A 26,814-nucleotide genomic window follows, 5' to 3' on the forward strand; every position below is an offset into this window, starting at 1 on the left:
GGGTCAGACCGGGACCCGGACCTGCTGCAGGATGCCGCCGAGGACGGCCTCGGTGCGCACGCCCTCGAGCTCGGCCTCCGGCTGCAGCTGGATCCGGTGGCGCAGGACCGGCAGGACCATCGCCTGCACGTGGTCCGGAGTGATGGATCCGTAGCCGTTCAGCCAGGCCCAGGCGCGCGAGGCCGCCAGGAGCGCGGTCGAGCCGCGAGGGCTCACGCCGAGCTTCACGCTCGGGCTCTCGCGGGTGGCGCGGGCGATGTCGACGATGTAGCCCAGCACGTCGGGACCGGCCCCGACGCGGCGGACGGACTCCTGAGCGGCGCGCAGGCGAGAGGCGTCGAGCACCGGGTGCACGCCGGCCGCGGCCAGGTCGCGCGGGTCGAAGCCCACGGCGTGGCGGGAGAGGACCTCGACCTCCACGTCGCGCGGCGGGATCTCGAGGACGAGCTTGAGCAGGAAGCGGTCGAGCTGCGCCTCGGGCAGCGCGTAGGTGCCCTCGTACTCGACCGGGTTCTGGGTGGCGGCGACGAGGAACGGATCGGGCAGCGCGAGGGTCCGCCCGTCGACGCTGACCTGGCGCTCCTCCATCGCCTCGAGCAGTGCGGCCTGGGTCTTGGGAGGGGTGCGGTTGATCTCGTCCGCCAGCAGGAGGTTCGTGAAGACCGGGCCCTCGCGGAACGCGAATCCGGAGGTCGAGGCGTCGTAGACGAGTGAGCCGGTGATGTCGCCGGGCATCAGATCGGGGGTGAACTGCACGCGCCGCGTGTCCAGCCCGAGCGACAACGACAGGGCGCGGACGAGCAGCGTCTTCGCGACTCCGGGGACGCCCTCGAGCAGCACGTGACCGCCCGCGAGCAGGGCGATGAGCAGTCCCGAGACCGCGCCGTCCTGACCGACGACGGCGCGGCCGACCTCGGTGCGGACGCGGTCGAGCTCGCCGCGCAGCGCGTCGTCGGCGATCGGCGGGAGGGTGGAGTCGGTCATCGGAGGGGGCCTTCCTGTCGTCGGGCGGGGTGCGGAGTCGGAGCGAGGGCGGCGCGCACGGCGCTCTCGAGACGGAGGAGGTCGTCGGAGGCGCTGACGAGCGCGCGGTCGTCCGCGGGCGTGTCGTCGACGAGCAGGCGGCGCAGGGCGACCGGGTCCCGGCCGAGCAGGTCGGCGGCTCCCGTCACGATCTCGTCGACCCCGGCGGAGGCGGACAGGCCGAGCATCGAGGCGAGCCGCCGGAGCGTGCCGATGCGGAGCGCGTCGAGGGCGCGCAGCCGCGTCCCTCCGCGGGCGTAGAGGCGCGCGCGGCCGCGAGCGGTCTCGCTGGCGTGCACGACGACGGGCAGCGGCTCGACGGCGAGGGGGCCGAAGCGGCGACCGCGCCACACCGCCGCGGCGACGCCCACGCCGAGGAGCAGGAGGATCGCGGGCGTGACCCATCCAGGGGCGAGATCGGCGGGATCGACGGCCGCTTCTCCGCGGAGGTCGTCGAGGCTCACGCGGTACCAGACGAGCCGGTCGCGGGCCCCGAGGAGGTTCAGGGCGAGCGCGGCCCGGCCGCCCTCGTCGACGGTGCTGTTGCGGAGGAGGGCCGCGTCGCCGACGACCGTGACGTCCGCTCCTCCGGGGCTCGTGCCCGAGACCAGGGCGTAGGCGTCGTCGCCGGAGGGGAAGCAGCCTGTCGCTCCGCCGTCGAGGAGCCGGTAGGTCTGGCCGCCCGAGGGGATGCTCTCGGCGCGCGCGGCGGCGGGCAGACTGCAGTCCGCGTCGAGATCGCCGCCGTCGAGGGGCGCCCCGGCGAAGGCGGCGCCGGGCAGGAGCGCCTCGAGGGCGTCGCCGGTCGGCTGCACCAGGACGATCGCGGCGGCGGCGTCCTCGAGGTCCGCGTACTGGTCGGTGTCGAGCACGGCGTCGGAGTCGTCGACGAGAACGGTCGTTCCCGGGCCGGCCGCCGCGGTCGCGTCCTCGAGCACGTCCGCCCGGACCACGTCGACGCCCTGCTCGCGGAGGACCTGCGCCACCGCGCGCGCACCATCCGGAGCGGCGCTGTCGGGATCGAGGTCCGGTGCGAGGGACGGCGCTCCCGTCGCGACGGTGAGCAGGAGGGTCCCGACCGCGACGAGGGCGAGGAGCACGGCCCAGAGGCGCCCCCGGCGCAGCAGCGCGCCGAGGGTGGGCGTCGACACCGTGTCGGTCGCGCTCACCGGCGGTCCGCCGTGCTCGAGAGCGGGTCGAGGGGAGCGGCCTCCCGGGCGAGCGAGTCGTCGAGCGCACGGATGCGCGCGTAGTCGTCGGTGCCGCCCGGACGGTCGAGGTACCGCACGCCGTCGAAGTCGTCCGCGGCGCGTCGGAGGGCCGCCGAGGCCGCGGGGAACACGGCCTGCGCGCGTCGGGCGAAGCCGTGCGCGGTCGTGCCCGGCGAGGCGCGCACGAGCGTCCGCTCGTCGAGAGCGCGGACGAGGGCCCGGAAGCGCTCGATCACCGCCTCGTCCCAGTCGCCGCGAGCGGCCGCCGCGTCGGCCAGCGCGCGGAGCTCGTCGGCCGACCGGCCGTCGTCCTCCGCGAGGACCGATCCGCGCACCGAGCTGCGGCGCCGCAGGCTCGGTCGCCCGGCGATCAGCAGGGCGGTGACCACGAGCGCCAGAACCACGAGCACCCCGATCACGGCGGCGATCGGGACGGCCGGTCCGTCGGTGGGGACGCTGAGCGACGTGAACCAGTCGCGGATCGCCTGCACGGCGCGATCGAACCAGCTCGGCTCCGCCGCGCGGTAGCGCGGATCCGCCAGCTCCTCGAGCAGGAGGCGGCGGGCCTCGCGGGCGTCGGGGTCGAGCGGAGCCGCGGCCAGGACGGCGCGGATCACCGCGGCGCCCGCTCCGGAGCGGGGAAGGGGTCCGGGCTGGGGAGCCCGGCGGCGCGGTCCTCGACGTGCCGCATCAGCACGAGATCGAAGCCCTCCCGCCGCATCCGGCGGTCGAGGTACGCGAGCCCGGTGACCGCGGCCTGCAACACCGTGCCGACCGCTCCGATCACCAGTCCCACGGCGAGGGAGAGCAGCGTGACGACCAGGGACGCGACGATCTGCGCGTTCGGATCGGTCGGGGCGATCAGCGCGCCGCCGATCGGCACCAGCAGGCTGAGCGGAGTCGCGACGACCTGGCCCGCGACCTGCACGATGAGGAGCATCAGCGCCAGTGCGCCGAGCGTCCGCCAGAATCCGCCCGTCACGAGCCGCCACGACCGCGCGACCGCCCGACGCAGCGGGAGGCGCTCGACGACGATGAGGCTGGGCACGAGGGCGAGCTTCGTGCCGAGCCAGACGCCGAGCGCGGTCGCCGCCGCCCCGGCGAAGAGCAGCACGAGGACCCCGCCGACGATCGCGCCGGCCCCCGCGTCCTGGGCGCCGACGACGAACAGGGGCACCGCCACGGCGACCGCGATCAGGACGAGCAGCATCAGCCCGACGCCCTCGAGGACCGTCCAGCCGACCAGCGCCCAGAAGCGGCCTCGGAGGCGGCCCAGCAGCTGCTTCAGGGTCGGACGCTCGCCCAGCACGGCGCGCGACACCTCGAGCACCACGACCCCCTGGACGAGGGCTCCCGTGGCGAGCGAGACGCCGAGAGGGATGAGCGCGGCCAGGATCACGATCGCGACGGCCCCGGCCCCGACGGCGTCCCGATCGGCGACGTCCGCCTGGTCGATCCGGCCGATGGCGAGGAGGGCGACGACTCCGTAGATCACGAGGGCCAGCACCGAGCCGACGCCCTGGAGGAGGAGGGCGACGCCGAGGGTGGTGCGCGGGCTTCGGCGCAGCACCTGGAAGGGGGCGCCGAGGAGGGTGCCGAAGCCGAGCGGGCGCAGGGGGACGAGCCCGGGTCGCGGCGGCGGGGTCCAGCCCGCCGGAGCACCCGTCGGCTGCCAGGGACTCGACGGCGTCCACGCCGCCGGCGCGACCGGAGCGGGAGGGATCGGCGCGCCCGTCGCCGGGCCCGGAGCGTCCTGCACGGAGGCCGGGTCGGAGGGCTCCGCGGGCGGTGGCCAGTGAGCTGCGTCGGTCATCCCTCCCATGCTGTCACAGGCCCGTCGGCGGCTCCCGCCCGGCGTCCGGCCGAAGCCCGGGCGGACTCGGTTAGCCTGGAGCACATCCGCGGGTGCCCAGGGGGGTGAGCGCGAGAAGAGGACGAGGAAGACAGGCTGATGAGCGCGCGCATTCTGGTGGTCGACGACGATGCGGCCCTGGCCGAGATGATCGGCATCGTGCTGCGGGCGGAGGACTACGACGTCTCCTTCTGCGCCGACGGCTCCGGCGCCCTGGAGGCGTTCCGCCGGTCCCGCCCCGACCTCCTCCTGCTCGACCTGATGCTCCCGGGCATGGACGGCATCGAGGTCTGCCGGGCGGTCCGCGCCGAGTCCGGCGTGCCGATCATCATGCTCACCGCGAAGTCCGACACCTCGGACGTCGTGCAGGGCCTCGAGTCCGGTGCGGACGACTACATGGTCAAGCCCTTCGACCCGAAGGAGCTCGTCGCGCGGATCAAGACCCGCCTGCGGCCCGCGCAGGTCGCGGCGAACGCCGTTCTCCAGGTCGGGGATCTGAGCCTGGACGTCGCCGGTCACGAGGTGCGCCGCGGCGACACCCGCATCGGCCTGACGCCCCTCGAGTTCGACCTCCTGCTCGCGCTGGCCTCCAAGCCCCAGCAGGTCTTCACCCGCGAGATGCTGCTCGAGCAGGTGTGGGGCTACCACTACAAGGCCGACACCCGCCTCGTGAACGTGCACGTGCAGCGCCTGCGCGCGAAGGTCGAGAAGGATCCGGACGACCCCCGGATCGTGATGACCGTGCGCGGCGTCGGCTACCGCGCCGGCGCCGTCCTGCCGGCCTGACCGTGTCCCTCGCGCGCCGCTTCCCGGTCGCCGGCGTCCGCCGGTGGCCCCGCCGCGTGCTGCGCGCCTGGAGGCGCTCGCTGCAGTTCCGCGCGGTCGCGATCACGGTGCTGCTCAGTGGAGTGGCGATCGGCTCGACCGGCGCGTACCTGTCGTACAGCATCAGCGACAACCTCTTCCAGTCGCGGTTGACGCAGGTCACGGGGGACACCTCCCGCGCCACCCGCGCCGCGCAGGGCTACCTCGACGCCGCCACGGTCTCGACCCGGCAGGACATGGAGGAGGTGATGAGCTCGGTCCGCACTGCGATCCGGGACGCCTCCTCCTCCGCGCTCATCGCGATCGTGCGCTCACCGGACCAGGACGCGTCCTCGCTCGCGCCGCAGGACATCTACAACCGCGAGCTGCAGGACGGCGTCATCAGCTCCGACCTCCGCGAGCGGGTGCAGGCGGGCTCCGAGGGGCAGTACTGGCAGTCCGTGACGCTCGACGCGGACGGCCGGGAGCAGCCGGGGATCTTGGTCGGCTCGACCCTCGAGCTGCCCAGCTCCGCGGGGCGGTACGAGCTCTACATCGGCTACTCGCTCGCCGACGCCGAGCGCACCCTGCAGTTCGTGCAGCAGGTGCTGAACATCGCCGGCCTCCTCCTGATCCTGCTGATCGGGGCCGTGAGCTACGTCGTCGTCCGCCTCGTGGTCGCTCCCGTGCGCGTCGCGGCGCTGACGAGCCAGCGGCTCGCCGCCGGCGACAGGGACGTGCGCATCCCGGAGAAGGGCGAGGACGTGATCGCGACGCTCGCCCGCTCCTTCAACGGCATGGCCGACAGCCTGCAGGAGCAGATCAGCGAGCTCGCGACGCTGAGCCGCGTCCAGCAGCGGTTCGTCTCGGACGTCTCCCACGAGCTGCGCACGCCGCTCACGACGATGAAGCTCGCCGGCGACGTCCTCTACGACCAGCGCGAGGGCTTCCCTCCGGTCGCCGAGCGCACGGTCGAGCTGCTGCACGGCCAGATCGCCCGCTTCGAGAGCCTGCTCGCCGACCTCCTCGAGATCTCGCGGCACGACGCCGGATCCGCCGAGCTCGAGCTCGAGCCGGTGAACCTGGTGCGCCTGGCGAGCGAGGAGATCGACGGCATGCGCGGGATCGCCGAGGCGAACGGCTCCGTGCTGACCCTGTCCGCGCCCGGCGGCTACTTCGACGCCGACATGGACGCGCGCCGCATCCGCCGCATCGTCCGCAACCTCCTCGGCAACGCGATCGAGCACGGAGACGGCCGCGAGATCGTCGTCACCGTCGACAGCAACGCGACGGCGGTCGCCCTGGCCGTCCGCGACTACGGTCACGGGATGAGCTCGGAGGAGGTCGTGCGGGTCTTCGACCGGTTCTGGCGCGCGGACCCCTCCCGCAAGCGCACGCTGGGAGGGACGGGGCTGGGCATGTCCATCGCCCAGGAGGACACGGCCCTGCACCACGGCTGGCTGCAGGTCTGGTCGATGCCCGACCGCGGAGCGTGCTTCCGCCTGACCATCCCGCGTCGGCGCGGCGAGCGGATCGACTCCTCGCCGCTGCCCCTCCCGCCCGTGGACGCGGGGGAGCAGGCCTTCACCGGTCCGATCGTGATGCCCCCGCTGCCCGAGGCCGTGCCGTGAGCCGGCGGAGCCTCCGGGCGCTCGCCGGGGCCGCGGCCCTGCTGCTCGCCCTCGTCGGATGCGCGGGAATCCCGCGCGACGGTGACGTGGGCGTCGGGCGGCCGGACGCCGGGCCCCAGGACCTCCAGTACGACTTCCTGCCCTCGGGGCCGGCGGCGGGCGCCTCGCAGCGGGAGATCCTCACCGGCTTCATCGACGCGGCGTCCAGCCCGCAGAGCAACTACAAGATCGCCCGGGAGTTCCTCTCCTCGGGGGCCGACTGGACCCCGAGCGAGCACGTCACGGTGGACGAGGGCCAGCGCTCGCCCGCGCAGCAGTCGGCGTCGACGCTGACGCTGTCGATCACGCCGGTCGCCGAGGTCGATGCGACGGGCGTCTACACCGAGGTCTCGTCGACGACGGCGCTGAGCCTCGACTACGGCTTTGTCCAGGAGGACGGGGAGTGGCGCATCAGCGCGCCCCCCAGCGGCGTCGTCATCGACCGCACCACCTTCGAGCAGGTCTTCTCGACCCACGCGCTGTACTACTTCGATCCGTCCTACACGTACCTCGTGCCGGACCTCCGCTGGTTCGCGTCGCGCGCCGACAGCTCGACGAGCACCACCATCGTCACCGAGCTCCTGCGCGGCCCCACGCCCTGGCTGAGCGACTCCGGAGCCGTCGCCTCGGCGTTCCCGACCGGCACGGCGCTCGCCGCCGAGACCGTCCCGGTCGAGTCGCAGCAGGCCGTGGTCGATCTGAACTCCGCCGCCCTCGAGGCCGACGAGCGCCAGTGGCGCCTGATGCGCCTCCAGCTCAGCCGCAGCCTCGCCTCGGTCTCGAACGTGACCGGCGTGACCCTGTCGGTCGAGCAGAACCCGATCGAGGTGCCCGTCGAGGTGAGCGGACTGCCGATCAGTCCACGCGTCGACACCCGCCCGCTGGTCCTCACGGACGAGGCGTTCGGCTTCCTCGGCTCTGCCGGCCTGGCCGAGACGGCGGTGTCGGACCGGGTGCGCGCGCTCTCGCCGCGAGCCGTCGCCCTCGGCGAGCAGCGGGGCGCCGACTCCGAGGCCGCCGCTGCGGTGCTGTCGGCCGCGGGGGTCTCGCTCGTCGCTCCGGATCAGGCGGACGTCCTCCTGGACGCCCGCGCCGGGCTGACCGCGCCGGCCATCGATCCCTTCGGCTACGTGTGGTCGGTGCCGTCGGCGGCGCCGAACCAGCTCGTCGCGTACTCGCCCGACGGCACGGAGTCGTTCCAGATCGCGACGGCGTGGTCCGAGATCGAGACGATCGCCTCGCTCTCGGTCTCGAGGGACGGCACACGGATGCTCGCCCTGGTGCAGGACGGCGAGCAGGCGTCCGTCCTCGTGGCCGGGATCTCGCGCTCCGGCGGCGGCGACCCGGTGGCCGTCGGCGAGCCCGTCGTCCTCGCCTCGACCCTCGGCACCGCGGTGACGGCGGGCTGGACCGACGAGCTCGACGTGGTCTCGGTCGTCCGCGGCTCCACAGGAGAGGACGTCGTCACCCTCCACCAGCTCGGCGGAGGAGCGACACCCCTCGGGACGACGAGCGGAGCGACGCAGATCGCGGCCGGCAACGCGACCACGCAGATCCGGATCCTCGCCGAGGGCGGGGAGCTGCGCCAGCAGCGCGGCTCCGCGTGGCAGACGATCGCGACGGACGTCCGGCTCCTCGCGACCCAGACCGGCATGGGGTCCTGAGGCTCCTCCCCAGGACGATCCGCGACCGACTCCGGCACTCGGCGTGTCCTGCCGGTCCGCTGCCGGCCAAGCTCGGCGCATGCTCCGCGACTCCCTCCTCGACGCCCTGGCGGTCCTGCTCCCGGTCGACTGCCCCGCCTGCGGCCGCCCGGTCGTGCGCGTGCCGTGCGACGACTGCGCCGAAGCCCTCGCCGCCCTCCCGACGCCCCCGGTGCGCCTTCTCGGGCCGCCGGGGCGCCCGCTCGTCGTGACCTCCGGCGCTCCGTACACCGGGGTCGTGCGCCGCCTGGTGGTCGCCCTGAAGGAGGAGGGCCGGAGCGACGCCGCCGGAGCGCTCGCCGCCCGGCTGCGCCCGGCCCTCGCGCACGCGCTCGACGGCCGCACCGCGACGCTCCTCGCCCCTCCGGGCTCGCACGGCCGCCGGATGAGGCGCGGGTACGATCCCGTCGACCTCCTCGTCCGCGGCTGCGGCGGGAGGGTCGCGCGTCCGATCACGCGCACGCGTCGCTCCGTGGACCAGGTGGGCCTCGACCGGCGCGAGCGCAGCGGCAACCTCGACGGCGCGTTCGCGGCCCGCCGCCGCCTCGACGGGCTCGAGGCGGTCCTCGTCGACGACGTGGTCACGTCGGGCGCGACGCTCCTCGAGCTCCGGCGCGCCGTCGAGGCGGCGGGCGGAAGAGTACGCGGCGCCGTCGCCCTGGCGGCCACCGGTCTGCGGTCGGTCGCCGGATCGTCGGGGGACTCCCGGGAACTCCGCACGCGTCTTCCGATGAACGTCCGGTGACACTTCGGTGACCGGGGACTACGGTGGGCTCCACGGCGTGAACGGTCCGCCCGGAGAAAGGCGGCACGCCGTACTCGACTGGGAGGTTGTCATGGACATCGACATCACAGGACGCAACTTGGGCATCACCGACCGCTTCCGCGCGTACGCGACGGAGAAGTCGGAGAAGGTGGCCCACCTCGCCGACCGGGCGCTCGCGCTCGAGATCAGGGCGAGCCGACACAGCGAGTCCAAGGGGGCGAGCGGTGGCGACCGCGTCGAGCTCACCTTGATCGGCAAGGGGCCCGTAGTGCGGGCCGAGGCCGACGGAGCGGACAAGTACGCGGCGTTCGACGTGGCCCTCGGGCGGCTCCTCGAACGCGTGAGACGAGCCAAGGATCGCAAGAAGGTCCATCGGGGCCAGCACCGGCCCACGTCGCTGCGCGACGCGGCGGCCGCGGACTTCAGCGGAGTCGGCATCCAGCCGGCCGACGCCGCCGTCCTCCAGGCCGTCAGCACCGGGGTGATCCCGGTGCAGACCGCCCCGGCAGAGGCGGTGGACGACGTCGAGGAGGAGCCGTACTGCCCCGTCGTCATCCGCAAGAAGGTCTTCGCCTCCGTCTCGATGAGCGTCGACGACGCCGTCGACTACATGGAGCTCGTCGGACACGACTTCTACCTGTTCATCGACGCCGACTCCGGACGCCCGAGCGTGGTCTACCGCCGGAAGGGCTGGGACTACGGAGTGATCTCCCTCGGCGACGAGGCCGACGAGCTCGCGGAGCAGACCGCGGTCTAGGTCCTCGCGGTCCTCGGACGGGTCCCGGTGCGTGCAGCGCCGGGGCCCGTCCTCGTGCGCGGACCCGTGCGTCCGCCGAGGGCGGACGCGTCCGACGGTCCGCGCCCGGCGGTCCGCGACTAGGCTGGTCGCGGTCCGCGCTCTGGCGCCGGGCGCCTGCCTTCTACGTTTTGGAGTACCCCGTGGCCTCAGTTCTCGAAAAGGTCCTTCGCGTCGGGGAGGGGCGGATCCTCCGCCGCCTCGAGAACTACGCGAAAGCCGTCAACGCCCTCGAAGAGGACTTCACGCACCTCAGCGACGAGGAGCTGAAGAACGAGACCGTCGAGCTGCGCGAGCGCTACTCGAACGGCGAATCGCTCGACGACCTGCTCCCGGAGGCGTTCGCCGCCGTCCGCGAGGCGTCCCGCCGCACCCTCGGCCTCCGCCACTTCGACGTGCAGCTGATGGGCGGGGCGGGCCTGCACCTCGGCAACATCGCCGAGATGAAGACCGGTGAGGGCAAGACCCTCGTGGCCACGCTCCCGGCCTACCTCAACGCCATCGCCAGCCGCGGCGTCCACATCGTCACGGTCAACGACTTCCTCGCGTCCTACCAGTCGGAGCTCATGGGCCGCGTGTTCCGCGCGCTCGGCATGACGACCGGCGTGATCCTCTCGGGCCAGACCCCGGAGCAGCGCCGCGAGCAGTACGCGGCCGACATCACCTACGGCACCAACAACGAGTTCGGCTTCGACTACCTGCGCGACAACATGGCGTGGCAGGCCCAGGACATGGTGCAGCGCGGCCACTTCTTCGCGATCGTCGACGAGGTCGACTCGATCCTCATCGACGAGGCGCGCACGCCGCTGATCATCTCCGGCCCGGCATCGGGCGAGGCGAACCGCTGGTTCTCGGAGTTCGCCGGGCTGGCCAAGCGCCTCATCGAGGGCGAGGACTACGAGGTCGACGAGAAGAAGCGCACCGTCGGCGTCCTCGAGCCCGGCATCGAGAAGGTCGAGGACTACCTCGGCATCGACAACCTGTACGAGTCGGCCAACACCCCGCTGATCTCGTTCCTGAACAACTCGATCAAGGCCCGCGCCCTCTTCAAGAAGGACAAGGACTACGTCGTGCTGAACGGCGAGGTCATGATCGTCGACGAGCACACCGGCCGCATCCTCGCCGGGCGCCGCTACAACGAGGGCATCCACCAGGCGATCGAGGCGAAGGAGGGCGTGCAGGTCAAGGCCGAGAACCAGACCCTCGCGACCGTCACGCTGCAGAACTACTTCCGCCTCTACTCCAAGCTCTCCGGCATGACCGGAACCGCCGAGACCGAGGCGTCGGAGTTCATGGCGACCTACAAGCTCGGCGTCGTCCCGATCCCCACCAACCGCAAGATGCAGCGCATCGACAACCCCGACCTCGTCTACAAGAACGAGCAGGTGAAGTTCGCGCAGGTCGTCGAGGACATCGCCGAGCGCCACGAGAAGGGCCAGCCCGTCCTCGTCGGCACGACGAGCGTCGAGAAGAGCGAGTACCTCTCGCGCCTGCTCGCCAAGAAGGGCGTGCGGCACGAGGTGCTGAACGCGAAGAACCACGCGCGGGAGGCGGCCATCGTCGCCCAGGCCGGCCGCCTCGGCGCCGTCACCGTCGCGACGAACATGGCCGGTCGAGGCACCGACGTGATGCTCGGCGGCAACGCCGAGTTCCTCGCCGTCGCCGAGATGACCGCCAAGGGCCTCAGCCCCGTCGACACCCCGGACGAGTACGAGGCCGCGTGGGACGACGTCTTCAAGGGCGTCAAGGCGAAGGTCGCCGAGGAGGCCGAGAAGGTCCAGGCCGCCGGCGGTCTCTACGTGCTCGGCACCGAGCGCCACGAGTCCCGCCGAATCGACAACCAGCTCCGCGGCCGCTCGGGACGTCAGGGCGACCCCGGCGAGAGCCGCTTCTACCTGTCGCTCACCGACGACCTGATGCGCCTGTTCAACTCGGGCGCCGCTGAGGCCCTCATGGGCCGCGGCAACGTGCCGGACGACATCGCGATCGAGTCGAAGGTGGTCTCGCGGGCGATCCGCAGCGCGCAGTCGCAGGTCGAGGCGCGCAACGCCGAGATCCGCAAGAACGTCCTCAAGTACGACGACGTCCTCAACCGCCAGCGCGAGGCGATCTACTCCGACCGCCGCCACATCCTCGAGGGCGACGACCTCCACGAGCGCACCCAGAAGTTCCTCGTCGACGTGATCGACGAGATCCTCGACGTGCACACCGGCCAGGGCAACGGCGACGACTGGGACTTCGACGCCCTCTGGACCGAGCTCAAGACGCTCTACCCGATCAGCCTCACGATCGACGAGGTCGTGCAGGAGGCGGGCAGCCGCGGCCGCATCAACAAGGAGTTCATGCGCCGCGAGATCCTCTCGGACGCGAAGCTCGCCTACCAGCGCCGCGAGGACCAGCTGGGCTCGCCTGCGATGCGCGAGCTCGAGCGCCGCGTCGTGCTGTCCGTCATCGACCGCCGCTGGCGCGACCACCTCTACGAGATGGACTACCTGAAGGACGGCATCGGCCTGCGCGCGATGGCGCAGCGCGATCCTCTGGTCGAGTACCAGCGCGAGGGCTTCGCCCTGTTCCAGCAGATGATGGGGCAGATCCGCGAGGAGACCGTCGGCTTCCTGTTCAACCTCGAGGTCGAGGTCACCCAGAAGCAGGGCGAGGTCGCCGGAGTCGCCGCCAAGGGTCTCGCGCAGCCCGTCGCCCCGGTCGAGAAGCTCAGCTACTCGGCTCCGAGCGACTCGGGCGGAGTCGAGGTCCGGGACCAGCGCGGCCAGGTGCAGCAGGCGGCCACCGCCAAGGCCCGCGCCGCCGAGGCCCGCGCGGCGCTGCCCGAGGGCGAGGAGGAGGACGCCTCCACCACCGGTGCCTTCGGCCGGCAGACGCCGAGCGAGGACGACACCCCCGCCAACCGCCAGGAGCGCCGCGCGCAGTCCAAGCGCCGCTGACGCCCGTTCCGCAGGCCCCGTCTCCCGCTCCGGCGGGGGCGGGGCCTGCGGCGTTCTCGGCCGCGACCCCGCGGTGCGTGTGTCCCGCCCGCGCCGAGGCGCCCGCTACAGCACGTTCACGGCGGTGGCGCGCCACCGTGCGTCCATGCCCTCGAGGCGGATCGCCACAGCACGGGTGCGCACGCGGTTGTGCACGAGGACGACCGCTTCGACGACTCCGTCGCGCGGCTCCGACATCACGACCCGGCCGACGGTGAACGGGATCCGGTGCGCCGGCCGCTTCTGCAGGCTCCTCGCGCGGGACGCCAGAACGACGCGCTTCTGCAGATGCCGGTAGACGTCGTCGGTCAGCCAGCGGGCGATCTGGTCGATCTCACGGGAGCCCGCGAGGATCTCGACGACCAGGAGCGTGAGCCGCGCGAGGATCGGCTCCGGGTCCGGCAGCTCCGCTCGCGTCGCGGGCTGAGCGGCGAAGAACGCGACAGCCGGCCGTCCCGCGGCGCCGGCCTCGAGAGGAAGGGAGCGGTAGTCGAAGGAGTGCGAGGGGCGGCTCATGCGGAGTGCTCCAGTGGCTGAACGAGCGATCCATGGGTCGGGTCACCTTTCTGCTCGGGCGGGTGCGGGTCGCGCTCAGGGTCAGACGCGGGGGACGACCCATCGAAGCAGTCGAGACATGCTCACCATCGTCCCGGTCGCGCCACTGTGGATAAGCAGGCGCGCAACGCGGCTTGTGAGGTGATCCCGAGGCCCCTGCTCACCCGTTCGGGGTGGCCCCGAACGACCGCATAGGCTGGTCGTCGTGTCGACCCTCAGTGATCTCGTCCTCGCCCACGGCCGCTCCACGGACGCGGACGTCGAATGGCTGCACCTGCTGGTCGGCGACCTGCAGCTGCTCGCGGATCTGGCGTTCGCCGACATCGTCCTGTGGGTGCCGACCGCCGACGACAGCTTCGTCGCGGTCGCCCACGCGCGGCCCTCCAGCGCGGCGACCCTCTTCTACCGCGACTTCGTCGGTCAGCGCATCAAGTCGGAGTGGCGGGCTCAGGTCGTCGAGGCGTTCGAGACCGCCCGCATCGTCGACACGTCCGCCCCGGACTGGTTCGAGGAGACCCCGACGCGCGTGCGCGCCGTGCCGGTCATCCGCCGCCTGGGCGCCTCGAACCCCGAGACCACCGAACGCCCGATCGCGGTGCTCACCCGGCACACGAACCTCAGCGAGACGCGCACGCCCAGTCGCCAGGAGCTGACGTTCAACGACTGCGCGAACGACCTGTTCTCGATGATCGCGTCGGGCGACTTCCCCGACCTGGGCGCCCCCACCGGACCGAGGCGCGGCGCCCCGCGCGCCTCCGACGGCCTCATCCGGCTCGACGTCGACGGCGTGACGACCTTCGCGAGCCCCAACGCGCTCTCGGCGTTCAACCGCATCGGCTTCGCCGACGAGCTCGAGGGGGAGTCGCTGGCGGAGGTCACGACGAGCCTCATCCAGGGCAAGCTCGTCATCGACGAGTCCCTGCCGCTCGTCGTCACCGGGCGGGCTCCCTGGCGCACCGACATCGAGGCGCGCGGAGTGACGGTGTCGCTGCGCGCGATCCCGATCCGCGATCGGGGCGAGCGGGTCGGCGCGGTCGTCCTCTGCCGCGACGTCACGGAGCTGCGCCACCAGGAGCGCGAGCTCATCACCAAGGACGCGACCATCCGCGAGATCCACCACCGGGTGAAGAACAACCTGCAGACCGTCGCGTCCCTGCTGCGGATCCAGGCCCGCCGCACGCACTCGGATCTCGCCCGCGAGGCGCTCACCCAGGCGATGCGCCGAGTGGCGGCGATCGCGGTCGTGCACGACACCCTCTCGGAGGGCCTCAACCAGGACGTCGACTTCGACGCCGTCTTCGACCGCGTGCTGATGCTGATCGCCGAGGTGGCGTCGACGCACAACACCACGGTGCACCCCAAGCTCAGCGGAAGCTTCGGGAACCTGCCCAGCGAGTACGCGACTCCGCTCGCCCTGGCGCTGACCGAGCTCGTCACGAACGCGGTCGAGCACGGTCTGGCCGGCCGCGAGGGCGATGTCGAGATCGTCGCCACGCGCAGCGAGGACGTGCTGACGGTCAAGGTGCGCGACACCGGCGTCGGCCTGCCCGAGGGCAAGGTCGGCTCGGGGCTCGGCACCCAGATCGTGCGCACGCTCATCCAGGGCGAGCTCGGCGGCACCATCGACTGGCACACGCTCGTCGGGCGCGGCACCGAGGTGACCATCGAGATGCCGCTGCGCTGGCTCGCCCGCCCGCGCGACTGACTCCCGGAACAGGACGACCCCCGTCGCCGGGAGGCGAGCGGGGGTCGTGAGCTGCGGGCCGCGGTGCGGCCGGTGCGTCTAGGAGGCGCGGCGGGCGCGGGCGGCGCGGCGCTTGAGCGCGCGGCGCTCGTCCTCGCTGAGGCCGCCCCACACGCCCGAGTCCTGGCCGGTCTCGAGGGCGTACTGGAGGCAGACCTCGGTGACGGTGCAGCGGGCGCACACCGACTTGGCCTTCTCGATCTGGTCGACGGCGGGCCCGGTGTTCCCGACGGGGAAGAAAAGCTCGGGGTCAGCGGTGAGGCAAGCGGCCTTGTCGCGCCAGTCCATGCAGGTGCTCCTTGTGTGAAGGCGTGCGTGGAGGAACCACGCAGTGTTCGGGTGAGATGATCGAGTCACGCCGATGATCGAGTTCGGAGGCGGAGGATCAGGGCGCACTCACCGGCGCACGCCACGAGGCCTCACGCGGCTGCGCAAGGCGGTTCGGGGTGGTGGACGGGGTGACGCCCGTTTCATCCGGACGAGCTCACCCGTGTCGCGATCGGGCCTCGCGGCTCGACAGGATCGGGTTGTTCACATCTGCGGAAACCCACGACCCTGTGAGCGGTGAAACGAACTCAAGTAGCCTCTCATGGTGGCTCACCCGAATCAAGAGTCCAGGATGGGATGTGGCTGTGATGATCGACGCGAACACGCCTCCGACCGGCCCGAAGAGCACGCGGCACCCCCTCGGTCTGCTCGTCCTCATCGCGATCCTCGCCCTCGAGACCCTGGCCCTGGCCGTGCTCGCGGGGTGGCTGCTGGTCGAGCTGCTGACCACCCGCTCCGACACTCCGGGCGGCGGCATCGCCATCGTGGTGCTGGGGCTCATCGCCCTCGGCTGGGCCGCCGCGACCACGCTGGGGGCGATCCGCCGTCGGAGCTGGATGCGCGGTTCGGCGCTGACTCTGCAGCTCGTGCAGATGGCCGTCGCACTCGGCGCGTTCCAGGGCCAGTACGCCGTCCCGGACATCGGCTGGGCGCTCCTGGGCCCGGCGCTCGTCGCCGCGGTCACGATCTTCCTCCCGAGCGTGGTGGCGGCGACCCGGCGCGAGGTCGTCTAGCGTCCTCTCGGGCGCGGCTGCCAGGCTGGGGAGTCCCTGCTCTCGACGCGAAGGCTCCACCATGCATCACATCCGTCTCGGCTCCAGCGGCCTCCAGGTCTCGGCCGTCGTCCTCGGCTGCATGAGCTACGGCGTCTCCGAGCGGGGCGCTCACGCGTGGAGCATGGGGGAGGAGGAGTCCCGGCCGTTCCTGCGCCGGGCGCTCGAGCTGGGCATCACCACGTTCGACACCGCCGACGTCTACTCCGACGGTACGAGCGAGGAGATCGTGGGTCGCGCGCTGGCCGACTTCGCGGTCCGCGAGGAGGTCGTCATCGCGACCAAGGTGCACGGCCGCATGCGCCCCGGCGCCAACGGCGGCGGGCTCTCGCGCCGCCACATCCTCAGCGCCATCGACGACAGTCTCCGCCGACTCGGCACGGACTACGTCGACCTCTACCAGATCCACCGCTGGGACCCCGAGACGCCGATCGAGGAGACGATGGAGACGCTCCACGACGTCGTGCGCTCGGGCAAGGCCCGCTACATCGGAGCGTCGAGCATGTGGGCGTGGCAGTTCGCGAAGGCGCAGTACACGGCCGATCTCGGCGGCTGGACGCGCTTCGTGTCGATGCAGGATCAGTACAACCTGATCCAGCGCGAGGACGAGCGCGAGCTGCACCCCTTCTGCCTCGATCAGGGCGTCGGAGTGATCCCGTGGTCGCCGCTCGCGCGCGGCCGTCTCACCCGCGACTGGGACGAGACGACGGGACGCACCGAGACCGACCTCTACGGCAAGACGCTCTACCACCAGCAGGAGGACTCCGACCGGCGGACCGCGGCGACGGTCGCGCGCCTCGCCGAGGAGCGCGGAGTGTCCCGCGCGCAGATCGCCCTCGCCTGGGTGCGGCAGCAGCAGGCCGTGACCGCTCCGATCGTCGGAGCGACGAAGATGCACCACCTCGACGACGCAGTGGCCTCGGTCGACCTCGAGCTGAGCGCCGAGGAGCTGAGCGCCCTCGGCGCCGACTACGCCCCGCGCTCCAACGAGGGCTTCTGAGCCCCGCTCAGGCGAGCTCGAGCTTCTTGCGCAGCGCCTGCACGTGGCCGGTGGCCCGGACGTTGTACTGCGCGAACTCCAGCTCGCCCTCGGCGCCCACCACGAACGTCGAGCGCAGCACGCCGACGATCGTCTTCCCGTAGGAGTTCTTCTCGCCCCAGACGCCGTAGGTGCGGTGGACGGCCATGTCGGGATCGCTCAGCAGCGGGTAGTCGAGGTGCTGCTCGTCGGCCCAGCGGCGCAGCGCCTCCGGGGTGTCGCGGGAGACTCCGAGGATCTCGTAGCCCTGCGAGCGGAGCGACGACACGCTGTCGCGGAAGTCGCAGGCCTCGGTCGTGCAGCCGGGGGTGTCGGCCTGCGGGTAGAAGAAGACGATCACGCGCGTGCCGCGGTACGAGGCCAGAGCGACGGGCGTCCCGTCCTGGTCCGGCAGGGTGAAGTCCGGAGCGGTGTCGCCCGCGGCGAGCCTCTCGTCGGCGGGGATCGGGGGGAGGGCGGTGCTCGTCATCGTCTGCTTCCGTCGGTCGGGGCGAAGGTGGTCAGGAGTCGCTGCAGCGAGTCGAGGCGCTCGGGGCCGCTCGCGCCGAGCAGGCCCTTCTCGACGGCTTCGACGATCGCGCAGTCGGGGGAGTCGGGGAGGTGGGTGCAGCCGCGCGGGCAGTCCTCCGCGAGGACGGCGAGGGTGGTGAACGCTCCGAGGATGTTGTCGGTGTTCACGTGGCCCAGGCCGAACGAGCGGACTCCGGGGGTGTCGATGACCCAGCCGTGCCGGTCGTCGCGCTCGACGCGCAGCGAGACGGTGGAGGAGGAGGTGTGGCGCCCCCGGCCGGTGACCGTGTTCACGTGCCCGGTGGCGCGGTGCGCGTCCGGCACCAGCTTGTTCACGAGGGTCGACTTGCCGACTCCGGAGTGGCCCACGACGACGGTCTCGTGCCCGAGCAGCGCTTCGGCGATCTCATCGACCGCGGGCTCGTCCTGGCTCGAGAGGAACACGCGCAGGTCCAGGCCCTCGAAGTTCTTCAGGAACGGCCCGGGATCGGCGAGGTCGGTCTTGGTGATGCAGAGCATCGGCGTGATGCCCGCGTCGAACGCGGCCACGAGGTAGCGGTCGACGAGACGCGTGCGCGGCTCGGGGTCGGCGGCGGCCACGACGCAGAGCATCTGGTCGGCGTTCGCGACGATCACGCGCTCGATGGCGTCGGTGTCGTCGGCGCTGCGGCGCAGCAGCGTCGAGCGGTCGCGGATCCGGACGATGCGGGCGAGCGTGCCCTCGTCGCCCGTCGTGTCGCCGACCACGTCGACCCGATCGCCGGCGACGATCGCCTGGCGACGCAGCTCGCGGGCGCGGGCCGCGGTGAACTCGTGCTCCTCGGGAGTGCCGTCGCCGATCATCACGGTGTAGCGGCCGCGGTCGACCCCGAGGACCATCGCGATCTCGGCGTCCTCGTAGCTGGGCCGGTTCTTGGTGCGCGGCTTGGTGCCCTTGGGGTTCGGCCGGACCCGGGCGTCCGACTCGTCGTAGCCGTCGAAGTCGTCGAGGACGCCGTCGGCGTCCAGGCCGCTGTCGGTCCACCAGGACACGGCTAGACCGACCCCGCCAGTGCGCGCCACAGCTCGGGGAACTGCGGGAGGGTCTTGGACGTCGTCGCGATGTCCTCGATGACCACTCCGGGGACGGCGAGGGCGATGATGGCCCCGGCGTGCGCCATGCGGTGGTCGGAGTAGGTGCGCCAGCGACCGCCGTGCAGCGTCGCGGGCTCGATCCGCAGGCCGTCCTCGAGCTCGGTGACGGAGCCGCCGAGCCCGGTGATCTCGGCCGCGAGGGCGGCGAGGCGATCGGTCTCGTGGTGGCGGATGTGGCCGATCCCGGTGAGCGTGCTCGGAGTCGACGCGAGCGCGGCCAGGGCGGCCAGCGCCGGAGCGAGCTCGCCCCCCTCCGACAGGTCGAGGTCGACGCCGAGGATCTCGTCGCCGCCGGTGACGACGAGGTCGCCGCCGTCGCGCTCGACGCTCGCGCCGAAGAGGGGGAGGAAGCGCTCGAGGTGGGCGCCGACCTGCGTCGTGGTCTCGGGCCAGTTGCGCAGGCGCACGCGGCCGCCGGTGACGAGAGCGGCGGCGAGGAACGGCGCGGCGTTCGAGAGGTCGGGCTCGAGCAGGACGTCGGCGCCGGAGATCTCCTGGTGCTCGACGGTCCACTCACCGGGAGCGGGGGTGCCGACGACGACGCCGCGGGCCGCGAGCGAGGCGATCGTCATGTCGATGTGCGGCTGGCTGGGGAGCCGCTCGCCGACGTGGCGCAGATGCAGGCCCTCGTCGAAGCGGGCGCCGGCGAGCAGGAGCGCCGACACGAACTGGCTCGAGCGGGAGGCGTCGACGGTGACCGCGCCACCGCGGACGGATCCCGAGCCGTGCACCGTGAAGGGGAGGGAGCCGCGTCCGTCGTCGGCCACGTCGACGCCGAGCGAGCGGAGCGACGCGATGGTCGCGCCCATCGGGCGCTTGTAGGCGTAGGCGTCGCCGTCGAAGGTGGTCGGGCCGAGGGCGAGACCCGCGAGCGGCGGCACGAAGCGCATGACCGTGCCCGCGAGTCCGCAGTCGATCGTCGTGGAGCCGAGCAGCTCCTCCGCGGGCTCGACCACGAGGTCGGCGCCGAATGCGCCGGTGGCGCCCGACTCGCGGACGCCGGTGCCGAGCGACCGGAGCGCCTCGATCATCAGAGCGCTGTCGCGCGAGTGCAGCGGAGCGCGCAGGCTCGACGGGGACGACGCCAGCGCCGAGAGCACGAGCTCGCGGTTCGTCAGCGACTTCGAGCCGGGGAGCTCGACGACCGCGTCGAGCGGCCCGGCCGCCGTGGGCGCGGACCAGTCGTCCTCTCCGGGGAGCGCGCGGGCGTCGCCGTACGGATCGAACTCGGGAGCGGAATAACGCGAGAAGACCATCGGTTATCAGGATAGTCGGCAGCGGAGGAACGGAGGCGGAGCATGGCGTCAGCATCAGCGGAAGCGGTCCTCGAGCGCCCCGTGCGCCTCCCGGGCGCGGCGTCCACCCCGGTGCCCGCGGGCCTGCGCGGCTTAGGATCGCTTGTGATGACACGCGACGACACCACACGCCCCCGCACCGCCGCCGAGGCGCCGGCGCCCGACGAGGCGGAGCAGACGATCGAGGAGACCGTCGAGGAGTCCCTCGAGCACGCCGCGACCGTCGAGCCCGACGCGCCCGTCGACCTCCGCGCGCTCTTCGAGCAGCAGGCGCTGCCCTTCATCGACCAGCTGTACGCGGCGGGTCTGCGGATGACGAAGAACCCCTCCGACGCCCAGGACCTCGTCCAGGAGACTTTCGCGAAGGCGTTCGGCGCGTTCCGCCAGTTCGAGCAGGGCACGAACCTCAAGGCGTGGCTCTACCGGATCCTCACCAACACGTTCATCAACTCGTACCGCAAGAAGCAGCGCGAGCCCTATCAGAGCGCCATCGACGAGCTCGAGGACTGGCAGCTGGGCGGCGCCGAGTCGACGACCGCCACGTCCAGCCGCTCGGCCGAGGCCGAGGCGATCGACCACCTCCCCGACACCGCCGTCAAGGAGGCCCTGCAGGCGATCCCGGAGGACTTCCGGCTCGCCGTGTATTTCGCCGATGTCGAAGGATTCTCCTACCAGGAGATCGCGGACATCATGAAGACCCCCGTCGGGACCGTCATGAGCCGGCTGCACCGCGGCCGCCGCATGCTGCGCGAACGACTCACCGACTACGCACGCGAGCGCGGGTTCCGCGCCGCTTTCACTTCCGGGAGCACGAAATGACCGATTGCGGTTGCACCAAGGCGAAGGCGGAACTCGAGGAGTTCCTGCACAACGAGCTGTGCAAGGAGGACGCCGCCGACATCCGCGAGCACATGGCGAACTGCCCCGACTGCTCCGGCGAGGCGAAGGTCGGCGTCGTGCTGACCGTCGCGGTGCAGCGCGCGTGCAAGGAGACGGCGCCGGAGGACCTCCGCGCCCAGGTGCTCGGCATGCTGCGCGAGGCGCAGGCGTCGCACTCGACGGAGACCGTCAGCGCGTAGCCCGCGCGCTCGGGTCGACGCGCTCGCGTCCGGCCCGCGCAGGCGCCTTCGGCTCCGCTCCGGCTCGCAGGAACACGTTCGGCTCATCAGAACCCCGGGTTCTGACGAGCCGAACGTCGTTTCACGAGCCGGAGCTCACCGGGTGAGGGCCCGTGCCAGCAGGTCGGTCTGCTCGGCGGCGTGCCGCTTGGCCGAGCCGGCCGCGGGCGAGGCCGCGGACGGGCGCGAGACGACGCGGATCGGCCGTCCGAGCTGCGGAGCGACCTCGAGAGCGATGAACGGCCAGGCGCCCTGGTTCTCGGGCTCGTCCTGCACCCAGACGAACTCCGCGTCCGGGTAGCGCTCGGCGATCGCGCGCAGCCCCTCGATCGGCGCCGGGTAGTACTGCTCGAGGCGCACGAGGGCGATGCCGTCGTCGGGCTCCTTCTCGAGCTCGGCCTTGAGGTCGTAGTGGACCTTGCCGGCGTGCAGCAGCACGCGCTTCACCGCCGACGCGTCCTGGATGCGGGCGTCGTCGAGCACGGGCTCGAACCGGCCGGCGGTGAAGTCCTCGACCGGGCTCGACGCACCGCGCAGTCGCAGCATGGCCTTCGGGGTGAAGACGATGAGCGGTCGGCGCGGACGCGAGTATGCCTGACGGCGCAGGAGGTGGAAGTACGACGCCGGAGTCGACGGGCGGGCGACCGTCATGTTCTGCTCGGCGCACATCTGCAGGTAGCGCTCGATGCGGGCGGAGGAGTGGTCCGGGCCCTGGCCCTCGTAGCCGTGCGGCAGCAGGAGCACGAGCGACGAGCGCTGGCCCCACTTCTGCTCGGCGGAGGAGATGAACTCGTCGATGACGATCTGCGCGCCGTTGGCGAAGTCGCCGAACTGCGCCTCCCAGAGCACGAGCGAGTCGGGTCGCTCGACGGAGTACCCGTACTCGAAGGCCATCGCCGCGTACTCCGACAGCAGGGAGTCGTAGATCCAGAGCCGCGCCTGCTGCTCCGACAGGTTCATCAGCGGCAGCCACTCCTGGCCGTTGCCGCGGTCGTGCAGCACCGCGTGGCGCTGCACGAAGGTGCCGCGACGGGTGTCCTGGCCGACGAGGCGCACCGGGGTGTCCTCGATCAGCAGGGAGCCCAGCGCGAGCAGCTCGCCGAACGCCCAGTCGATGGAGCCCGAGCGGCTCATCTCCTGGCGCTTCGCGAGGAGCTGCTGCAGCTTGGGGTGCACCGTGAAGCCCTCGGGCGGGTTGTTGAAGGCGTCGCCGATCAGGCGGACGACCTCCTCCTTCACGCCGGTGCTCTCGGGCTCGCCCGGGTAGTCGCCGCCCTGCTGCGCGTCCGGCAGCTCGAGGTCGGCCACGGAGTCGCCGTCCGGCGAGATCACCGGGATCGCTCCGGTCTGCGCGGCGTGCGTCTCGGCGAACGCGCGCTCGAGGCGGTCCTGGAAGTCCTGGTGCGAGCGGTCGTACTCCTCCTGGCTGATGTCGCCGCGGCCGACGAGCGCCTCGGTGTAGAGCTTGCGCACCGAGCGCTTGGCCTCGATGAGGCTGTACATCAGCGGCTGGGTCATCGAGGGGTCGTCGCCCTCGTTGTGCCCGCGGCGGCGGTAGCAGATCAGGTCGATGACCACGTCGCGGTGGAACCGCTGGCGGTACTCGAAGGCGAGCTGCCCGACGTGCACGACGGCCTCGGGGTCGTCCCCGTTCACATGGAAGATCGGCGCCTGGATGGTCTTCGCGCCGTCGGTCGAGTAGACCGAGGTCCGCGCCTCGTGGGGAGGCGTGGTGAAGCCGACCTGGTTGTTGATGTTGATGTGGATGGTGCCGCCGGTGCGGTACGCCCGCAGCTGGGACATCTGCAGGGTCTCGACGACCACGCCCTGACCCGCCATCGCCGCGTCGCCGTGGACGAGGATCGGGAGGGTGGTGAAGGTGCCGATGGGCTTGCGGTCCTGCTTGGCGCGGACGATGCCCTCGAGCACGCCGTTGACGGCCTCGAGGTGGGAGGGGTTCGCCGCCAGGTAGACGGGGATCTCCTCGCCGCCGGCACCGCGGAAGACGCCCTCGGTGCCGAGGTGGTACTTCACGTCGCCGGAGCCCTGGACCGTCTTGGGGTCCTGCGTCCCCTCGAACTCGCGGAAGATCTGGCCGTAGGTCTTGCCGGCGATGTTCGTCAGCACGTTCAGGCGGCCGCGGTGGGCCATGCCGATCGCGACCTCGTCGAGCTTCTCGTCGGCCGCGCCCTGCAGCACGGCGTCCAGGAGCGCGATGAGCGACTCCCCGCCCTCGAGCGAGAAGCGCTTCTGACCGACGTACTTCGTCTGCAGGAAGGTCTCGAACGCCTCGGCCTCGTTGAGGCGTCCGAGGATGCGCAGCTGCTCGTCGTGGCCGGGCTTCTCGTAGCCGCGCTCGAGCTTCTGCTGCATCCAGGCCCGCTGCTCCGGGTCCTGGATGTGCATGTACTCGACGCCGACGGTGCGGCAGTAGGAGTCGCGCAGGATGCCGAGGATGTCGCGCAGCTTCAGCTGGCGCTTGCCGCCGAAGCCGTCGGTCACGAACTCGCGGTCGAGGTCCCAGAAGGTGAGCCCGTGGCTCTCGATGGCGAGGTCGGGGTGCGAGCGCTGCACGTACTCGAGCGGGTCGACGTCGGCCATGAGGTGGCCGCGCACGCGGAAGGAGTTGATGAGCTCCTGCACGCGCGAGGTCTTCGAGACGCGCTCGGCGAGGTCGACGGCGATGTCGGTCGACCAGTGGATCGGGTCGTAGGGGATGCGCAGCGCCGCGAAGATGTCCTCGTAGAAGCCGCGGCCGCCGAGCAGCAGCTCGTGCACGATCTTGAGGAACTCGCCGGATCCCGCACCTTGGATGACGCGGTGGTCGTAGGTCGAGGTGAGCGTGATCGTCTTGCCGATGCCCAGCTCGATGAGCGTCTTCTCGGACGAGCCCTGGAACTCGGCCGGGTACTCCAGCGCGCCGGCGCCGATGATGCAGCCCTGGCCCTTCATCAGGCGGGGCACGGAGTGGACCGTGCCGATGCCGCCCGGGTTGGTCAGCGACAGGGTGGTCCCGGCGAAGTCGCCGGCGACGAGCTTGTTGCCGCGGGCGCGCTTGACGAGGTCCTCGTAGGCCGACAGGTAGGCGGTGAAGCTCAGGGTGTCGGCGCGCTTGATGCTCGGGACGAGCAGGGCGCGGGTGCCGTCGGGCTTGGGCATGTCGATCGCGATGCCGAGGTTGACGTGCGCCGGGGCGACGACGGAGGGCTTGCCGCCGGGCTCGTCGTAGTAGACGTTCTGGCTCGGGAAGTCCTTGAGCGCGCGGATGAGCGCCCAGCCGATCAGGTGCGTGAACGAGACCTTGCCGCCGCGGGTGCGGCGCAGGTGGTTGTTGATGACGATGCGGTTGTCGATCATCAGCTTCGCCGGGATCGTGCGGACGCTGGTCGCCGTCGGGATGGTGAGGCTGGCGTCCATGTTGGTCGCGAGGCTCTTCGCCATGCCGCGCAGCGGAGTGACGACGTCCTCCTCCTGCGCCTCCGTGTCGACGTCGGCGGGCTTGCCCACCGGTGCATCAGCCGGGATCGGAGCCTTCTTCGGCTCCTTGGACGTGGTGCGCGAGGCGGGCGCGGCGCCGGTCTGCGGCGCGGTGACGGGATGCGTCACCGTGGCACCCGCGCTGGTCGAGGTACCCGCGGCGGCCGGCTTCTCAGCGGGAGGCTGCGGCGCGGGAGGAGCCGCCGGCGCCTTCGCCGCCAGCTGCTGACCGTAGCGCTCCAGGATCGGCCACCAGGACTCGTCCACGGAGGCCTTGTCGGCGCTGTACTGCTCGTACAGCTCCTCCACGAGCCACTCGTTGGCTCCGAAGTCCTCCGCGCCCTGGTCTGTTCCCACTCCGGTCAACTGGCTCGACACAGCCGATCGCCCACTCTCTCCGTTGATTCGTCCTCGATCATCCGGACGGGCCCGCGCATCCCTCGACGCCTGCACCACACCGCGAGAACGTCGTCCTCGCCCGTGAGCACCGGCGCCGTCGCCTGGTCCCGTCCCGGTCGTCAAGCCTAACCCGGATCTCGGTCACCGGCCCCGCGGGCGGGCCGGAGTAGCGTTCCAGGCATGCGTTTCTCCGGCGGAACCCCTTCAGGCGATCTCACCTACTCGGACGTGTTCCTCGTCCCCGGCCGATCCTCGGTCACGAGCAGGCTCGACGTCTCGCTCGCCCCGGGCGACGGCACCGGAGCGACGATCCCTCTGGTCTCCTCCAACATGAACTCGGTGACGGGTCCGCGGCTCGCCGCGGCGCTCGCCCGGCGAGGCGGTCTGGGCGTCCTCCCGCAGGACATGCCGCTGCAGTCTCTCGACGCGGCGATCCGCTGGGTGAAGGAGCAGCCGGTCGCCTTCTCCGGCGCGCTCACCGCGGATCCCTCGACGACCGTCGAGCAGGCGCTCGCGATCCTGCCCGCCGTGGAGGGCCACGGCTTCGTGGTGCAGGACGCCGGCGGCGCGGTGCTGGGCTGCGTGCCCGCCTCGCGGCTCGCGACCGCGCTCCCCGACGCGCTGCTCGGGGACCTCGTGCACCACGCCGCGCCGTCGATCGACGCCGACGACGTCACGACCGGCCGCGCCGCCTTCGATCTCATGGTCGAGGCGGGGCTCGACTTCGCCCCGGTGCTGCACCACGGAGCCCTGGTCGGCACGCTCTCGCGCACCGGAGCGCTGCGCTCGACGATCTACGACCCGGCGCTGGACGCCGACGGCAGGCTGCGCGTCGCCGCCGCCGTCGGCATCAACGGTGACGTGGCCGCGAAGGCGCGCGCCCTGGTCGCCGCCGGTGTCGACGTCCTCGTGCTCGACACCGCCCACGGGCACCAGGAGGCGATGCTGCGGGCGCTGCGGACGGTGTCGGCACTGGATCTCGGGGTCCCGATCGCCGCGGGGAACATCGTGACCGCGGAGGCGGTGCAGGACCTCGTCGAGGCGGGCGCGTCGATCCTCAAGGTCGGCGTCGGACCCGGCGCCATGTGCACCACCCGCATGATGACCGCCGTCGGCCGGCCGCAGTTCTCGGCCGTGCTCGAGACGGCGGAGCGGGCACGCGAGCTCGGCGCGCACGTCTGGGCGGACGGGGGAGTGCGCTACCCCCGCGATGTGGCACTCGCCCTCGCGGCGGGCGCCTCCTCCGTGATGGTCGGCTCCTGGTTCGCCGGCACCATCGAGGCGCCGGGCGAGCTGCGGACGGACGCGGCCGGCCGCGTCTACAAGGAGAGCTGGGGCATGGCGTCGGCGAAGGCCGTGCAAGAGCGGTTCGGGCGGCTCGACGCGTACGAGCTCGCGCGCAAGCGCCTCTTCGCGGAGGGCATCTCGTCCTCGACGATCTACCTCGACCCCCTGCGGCCCTCGCTCGAGGACCTGCTCGACATGATCACCTCGGGCGTCCGCTCCTCCTTCACCTACGCCGGGGCGCGCAGCGTCGCCGAGTTCCACGAGCGCGCCGTGGTCGGGCTGCAGTCGGCCTCGGGCTACGAGGAGGGCAAGGCGCTGCCGGTCAGCTGGTGATCTGAGAGCCGGTGCGC

At 72.0% G+C, this 26,814-nt stretch carries 22 protein-coding genes; 12 read left to right on the forward strand and 10 right to left on the reverse strand.

All coding sequences use genetic code 11. The features are described from left to right. Positions 1-3 precede the first annotated feature (3 nt). From C1I63_RS11230 to C1I63_RS19505, 4 genes are read right to left on the reverse strand one after another with little or no spacing between them, the layout of a single operon-like run. Positions 4-984: an AAA family ATPase gene (locus tag C1I63_RS11230; protein ID WP_107574839.1), complete on the reverse strand. Its 981-nt coding sequence runs from the start codon at positions 982-984 to the stop codon at positions 4-6. Further along, the gene (locus C1I63_RS20295) at positions 981-2,192 is read right to left on the reverse strand and encodes a DUF4350 domain-containing protein (protein WP_107574840.1); all 1,212 of its coding nucleotides are present in this window, start codon (positions 2,190-2,192) and stop codon (positions 981-983) included. The genes C1I63_RS11230 and C1I63_RS20295 overlap by 4 nt, the downstream gene beginning before the upstream one ends. After that, positions 2,189-2,851, reverse strand: coding sequence for a DUF4129 domain-containing protein (locus C1I63_RS19500; RefSeq protein ID WP_146168450.1), 663 nt, complete (start codon positions 2,849-2,851; stop codon positions 2,189-2,191). Before C1I63_RS19500 ends, C1I63_RS20295 begins: the two co-directional genes overlap by 4 nt. Continuing rightward, the gene (locus tag C1I63_RS19505; RefSeq protein ID WP_146168451.1) at positions 2,848-4,047 is read right to left on the reverse strand and encodes a hypothetical protein; all 1,200 of its coding nucleotides are present in this window, start codon (positions 4,045-4,047) and stop codon (positions 2,848-2,850) included. Before C1I63_RS19505 ends, C1I63_RS19500 begins: the two co-directional genes overlap by 4 nt. Positions 4,048-4,185: 138 nt before the next feature. On the opposite strand from C1I63_RS19505, the gene mtrA reads away from it, so the two are divergent. The 6 genes from mtrA (at position 4,186) to secA (ending at position 12,767) form a co-directional block, all read left to right on the forward strand. Further along, positions 4,186-4,872: an MtrAB system response regulator MtrA gene (mtrA, locus tag C1I63_RS11245; RefSeq protein ID WP_055788207.1), complete on the forward strand. Its 687-nt coding sequence runs from the start codon at positions 4,186-4,188 to the stop codon at positions 4,870-4,872. Between the two features lie 2 nt (positions 4,873-4,874). Further along, complete coding sequence (gene mtrB, locus C1I63_RS11250; RefSeq protein ID WP_107574841.1) at positions 4,875-6,521, forward strand: MtrAB system histidine kinase MtrB; 1,647 nt, start codon at positions 4,875-4,877, stop codon at positions 6,519-6,521. After that, positions 6,518-8,224: an LpqB family beta-propeller domain-containing protein gene (locus C1I63_RS19780; protein WP_170116372.1), complete on the forward strand. Its 1,707-nt coding sequence runs from the start codon at positions 6,518-6,520 to the stop codon at positions 8,222-8,224. Before mtrB ends, C1I63_RS19780 begins: the two co-directional genes overlap by 4 nt. Before the next feature lie 79 nt (positions 8,225-8,303). Continuing rightward, positions 8,304-9,008, forward strand: a complete 705-nt coding sequence (locus C1I63_RS11265; protein WP_211315613.1) for a ComF family protein — start codon at positions 8,304-8,306, stop codon at positions 9,006-9,008. A 91-nt stretch (positions 9,009-9,099) separates the two neighbouring features. After that, positions 9,100-9,786, forward strand: coding sequence for a ribosome hibernation-promoting factor, HPF/YfiA family (hpf, locus tag C1I63_RS11270; protein ID WP_055788221.1), 687 nt, complete (start codon positions 9,100-9,102; stop codon positions 9,784-9,786). Positions 9,787-9,968: 182 nt separating this feature from the next. Next, a complete protein-coding gene (gene secA / locus C1I63_RS11275; protein WP_107574843.1) occupies positions 9,969-12,767 on the forward strand; it encodes a preprotein translocase subunit SecA in 2,799 nt (932 codons plus the stop codon). Positions 12,768-12,872: 105 nt separating this feature from the next. Here the strand turns inward: secA and C1I63_RS11280 are convergent, their stop codons facing one another. Then, positions 12,873-13,322 (reverse strand): Rv3235 family protein, encoded by a 450-nt coding sequence (locus tag C1I63_RS11280; protein ID WP_244907040.1) that lies wholly within the window; start codon positions 13,320-13,322, stop codon positions 12,873-12,875. A gap of 244 nt (positions 13,323-13,566) precedes the next feature. Here C1I63_RS11280 and C1I63_RS11285 point away from each other — a divergent pair, with 244 nt between their 5' ends. Then, positions 13,567-15,066 carry a sensor histidine kinase gene (locus C1I63_RS11285; RefSeq protein ID WP_055788228.1) on the forward strand — a complete coding sequence of 500 codons (1,500 nt, stop codon included), beginning with the start codon at positions 13,567-13,569 and terminating at the stop codon, positions 15,064-15,066. Between the two features lie 78 nt (positions 15,067-15,144). Here C1I63_RS11285 and C1I63_RS11290 read toward each other — a convergent pair whose 3' ends face one another. Then, entirely contained in the window at positions 15,145-15,393 is a 249-nt protein-coding gene (locus C1I63_RS11290) for a WhiB family transcriptional regulator (protein WP_055788231.1), read from the reverse strand. A 338-nt stretch (positions 15,394-15,731) separates the two neighbouring features. Between C1I63_RS11290 and C1I63_RS11295 the strand changes: the two genes are divergently transcribed. Together C1I63_RS11295 and C1I63_RS11300 are read left to right on the forward strand one after the other, a co-directional pair. Beyond that, on the forward strand, positions 15,732-16,166 hold the full coding sequence (locus C1I63_RS11295) for a hypothetical protein (RefSeq protein WP_425326976.1): 435 nt from the start codon (positions 15,732-15,734) through the stop codon (positions 16,164-16,166). 61 nt (positions 16,167-16,227) lie between these two features. Further along, on the forward strand, positions 16,228-17,205 hold the full coding sequence (locus C1I63_RS11300) for an aldo/keto reductase (protein WP_107574845.1): 978 nt from the start codon (positions 16,228-16,230) through the stop codon (positions 17,203-17,205). A 7-nt stretch (positions 17,206-17,212) separates the two neighbouring features. On the opposite strand, the gene bcp is transcribed toward C1I63_RS11300, so the two are convergent. The 3 genes from bcp to aroA are packed head-to-tail and all read right to left on the reverse strand — an operon-like array spanning position 17,213 to position 20,144. Continuing rightward, positions 17,213-17,713 (reverse strand): thioredoxin-dependent thiol peroxidase, encoded by a 501-nt coding sequence (gene bcp, locus C1I63_RS11305; protein ID WP_107574846.1) that lies wholly within the window; start codon positions 17,711-17,713, stop codon positions 17,213-17,215. Continuing rightward, positions 17,710-18,786: a ribosome small subunit-dependent GTPase A gene (gene rsgA, locus C1I63_RS11310; RefSeq protein WP_244907042.1), complete on the reverse strand. Its 1,077-nt coding sequence runs from the start codon at positions 18,784-18,786 to the stop codon at positions 17,710-17,712. The genes bcp and rsgA overlap by 4 nt, the downstream gene beginning before the upstream one ends. 2 nt (positions 18,787-18,788) lie before the next feature. Next, a complete protein-coding gene (aroA, locus tag C1I63_RS11315; RefSeq protein WP_107574847.1) occupies positions 18,789-20,144 on the reverse strand; it encodes a 3-phosphoshikimate 1-carboxyvinyltransferase in 1,356 nt (451 codons plus the stop codon). Between the two features lie 147 nt (positions 20,145-20,291). Here aroA and C1I63_RS11320 point away from each other — a divergent pair, with 147 nt between their 5' ends. Together C1I63_RS11320 and C1I63_RS11325 are read left to right on the forward strand one after the other, a co-directional pair. Further along, entirely contained in the window at positions 20,292-21,002 is a 711-nt protein-coding gene (locus C1I63_RS11320) for a sigma-70 family RNA polymerase sigma factor (RefSeq protein WP_107574848.1), read from the forward strand. Continuing rightward, complete coding sequence (locus C1I63_RS11325) at positions 20,999-21,262, forward strand: zf-HC2 domain-containing protein (RefSeq protein ID WP_055788251.1); 264 nt, start codon at positions 20,999-21,001, stop codon at positions 21,260-21,262. The genes C1I63_RS11320 and C1I63_RS11325 overlap by 4 nt, the downstream gene beginning before the upstream one ends. A 135-nt stretch (positions 21,263-21,397) precedes the next feature. Here the strand turns inward: C1I63_RS11325 and C1I63_RS11330 are convergent, their stop codons facing one another. After that, a complete protein-coding gene (locus tag C1I63_RS11330) occupies positions 21,398-25,156 on the reverse strand; it encodes a multifunctional oxoglutarate decarboxylase/oxoglutarate dehydrogenase thiamine pyrophosphate-binding subunit/dihydrolipoyllysine-residue succinyltransferase subunit (RefSeq protein ID WP_107574849.1) in 3,759 nt (1,252 codons plus the stop codon). Between the two features lie 201 nt (positions 25,157-25,357). Here C1I63_RS11330 and guaB1 point away from each other — a divergent pair, with 201 nt between their 5' ends. Further along, a complete protein-coding gene (gene guaB1, locus C1I63_RS11335; protein WP_107574850.1) occupies positions 25,358-26,797 on the forward strand; it encodes a GMP reductase in 1,440 nt (479 codons plus the stop codon). Positions 26,798-26,814 lie beyond the last annotated feature (17 nt).

Source organism: Rathayibacter caricis DSM 15933, assembly GCF_003044275.1.
Lineage (GTDB): Bacteria > Actinomycetota > Actinomycetes > Actinomycetales > Microbacteriaceae > Rathayibacter > Rathayibacter caricis.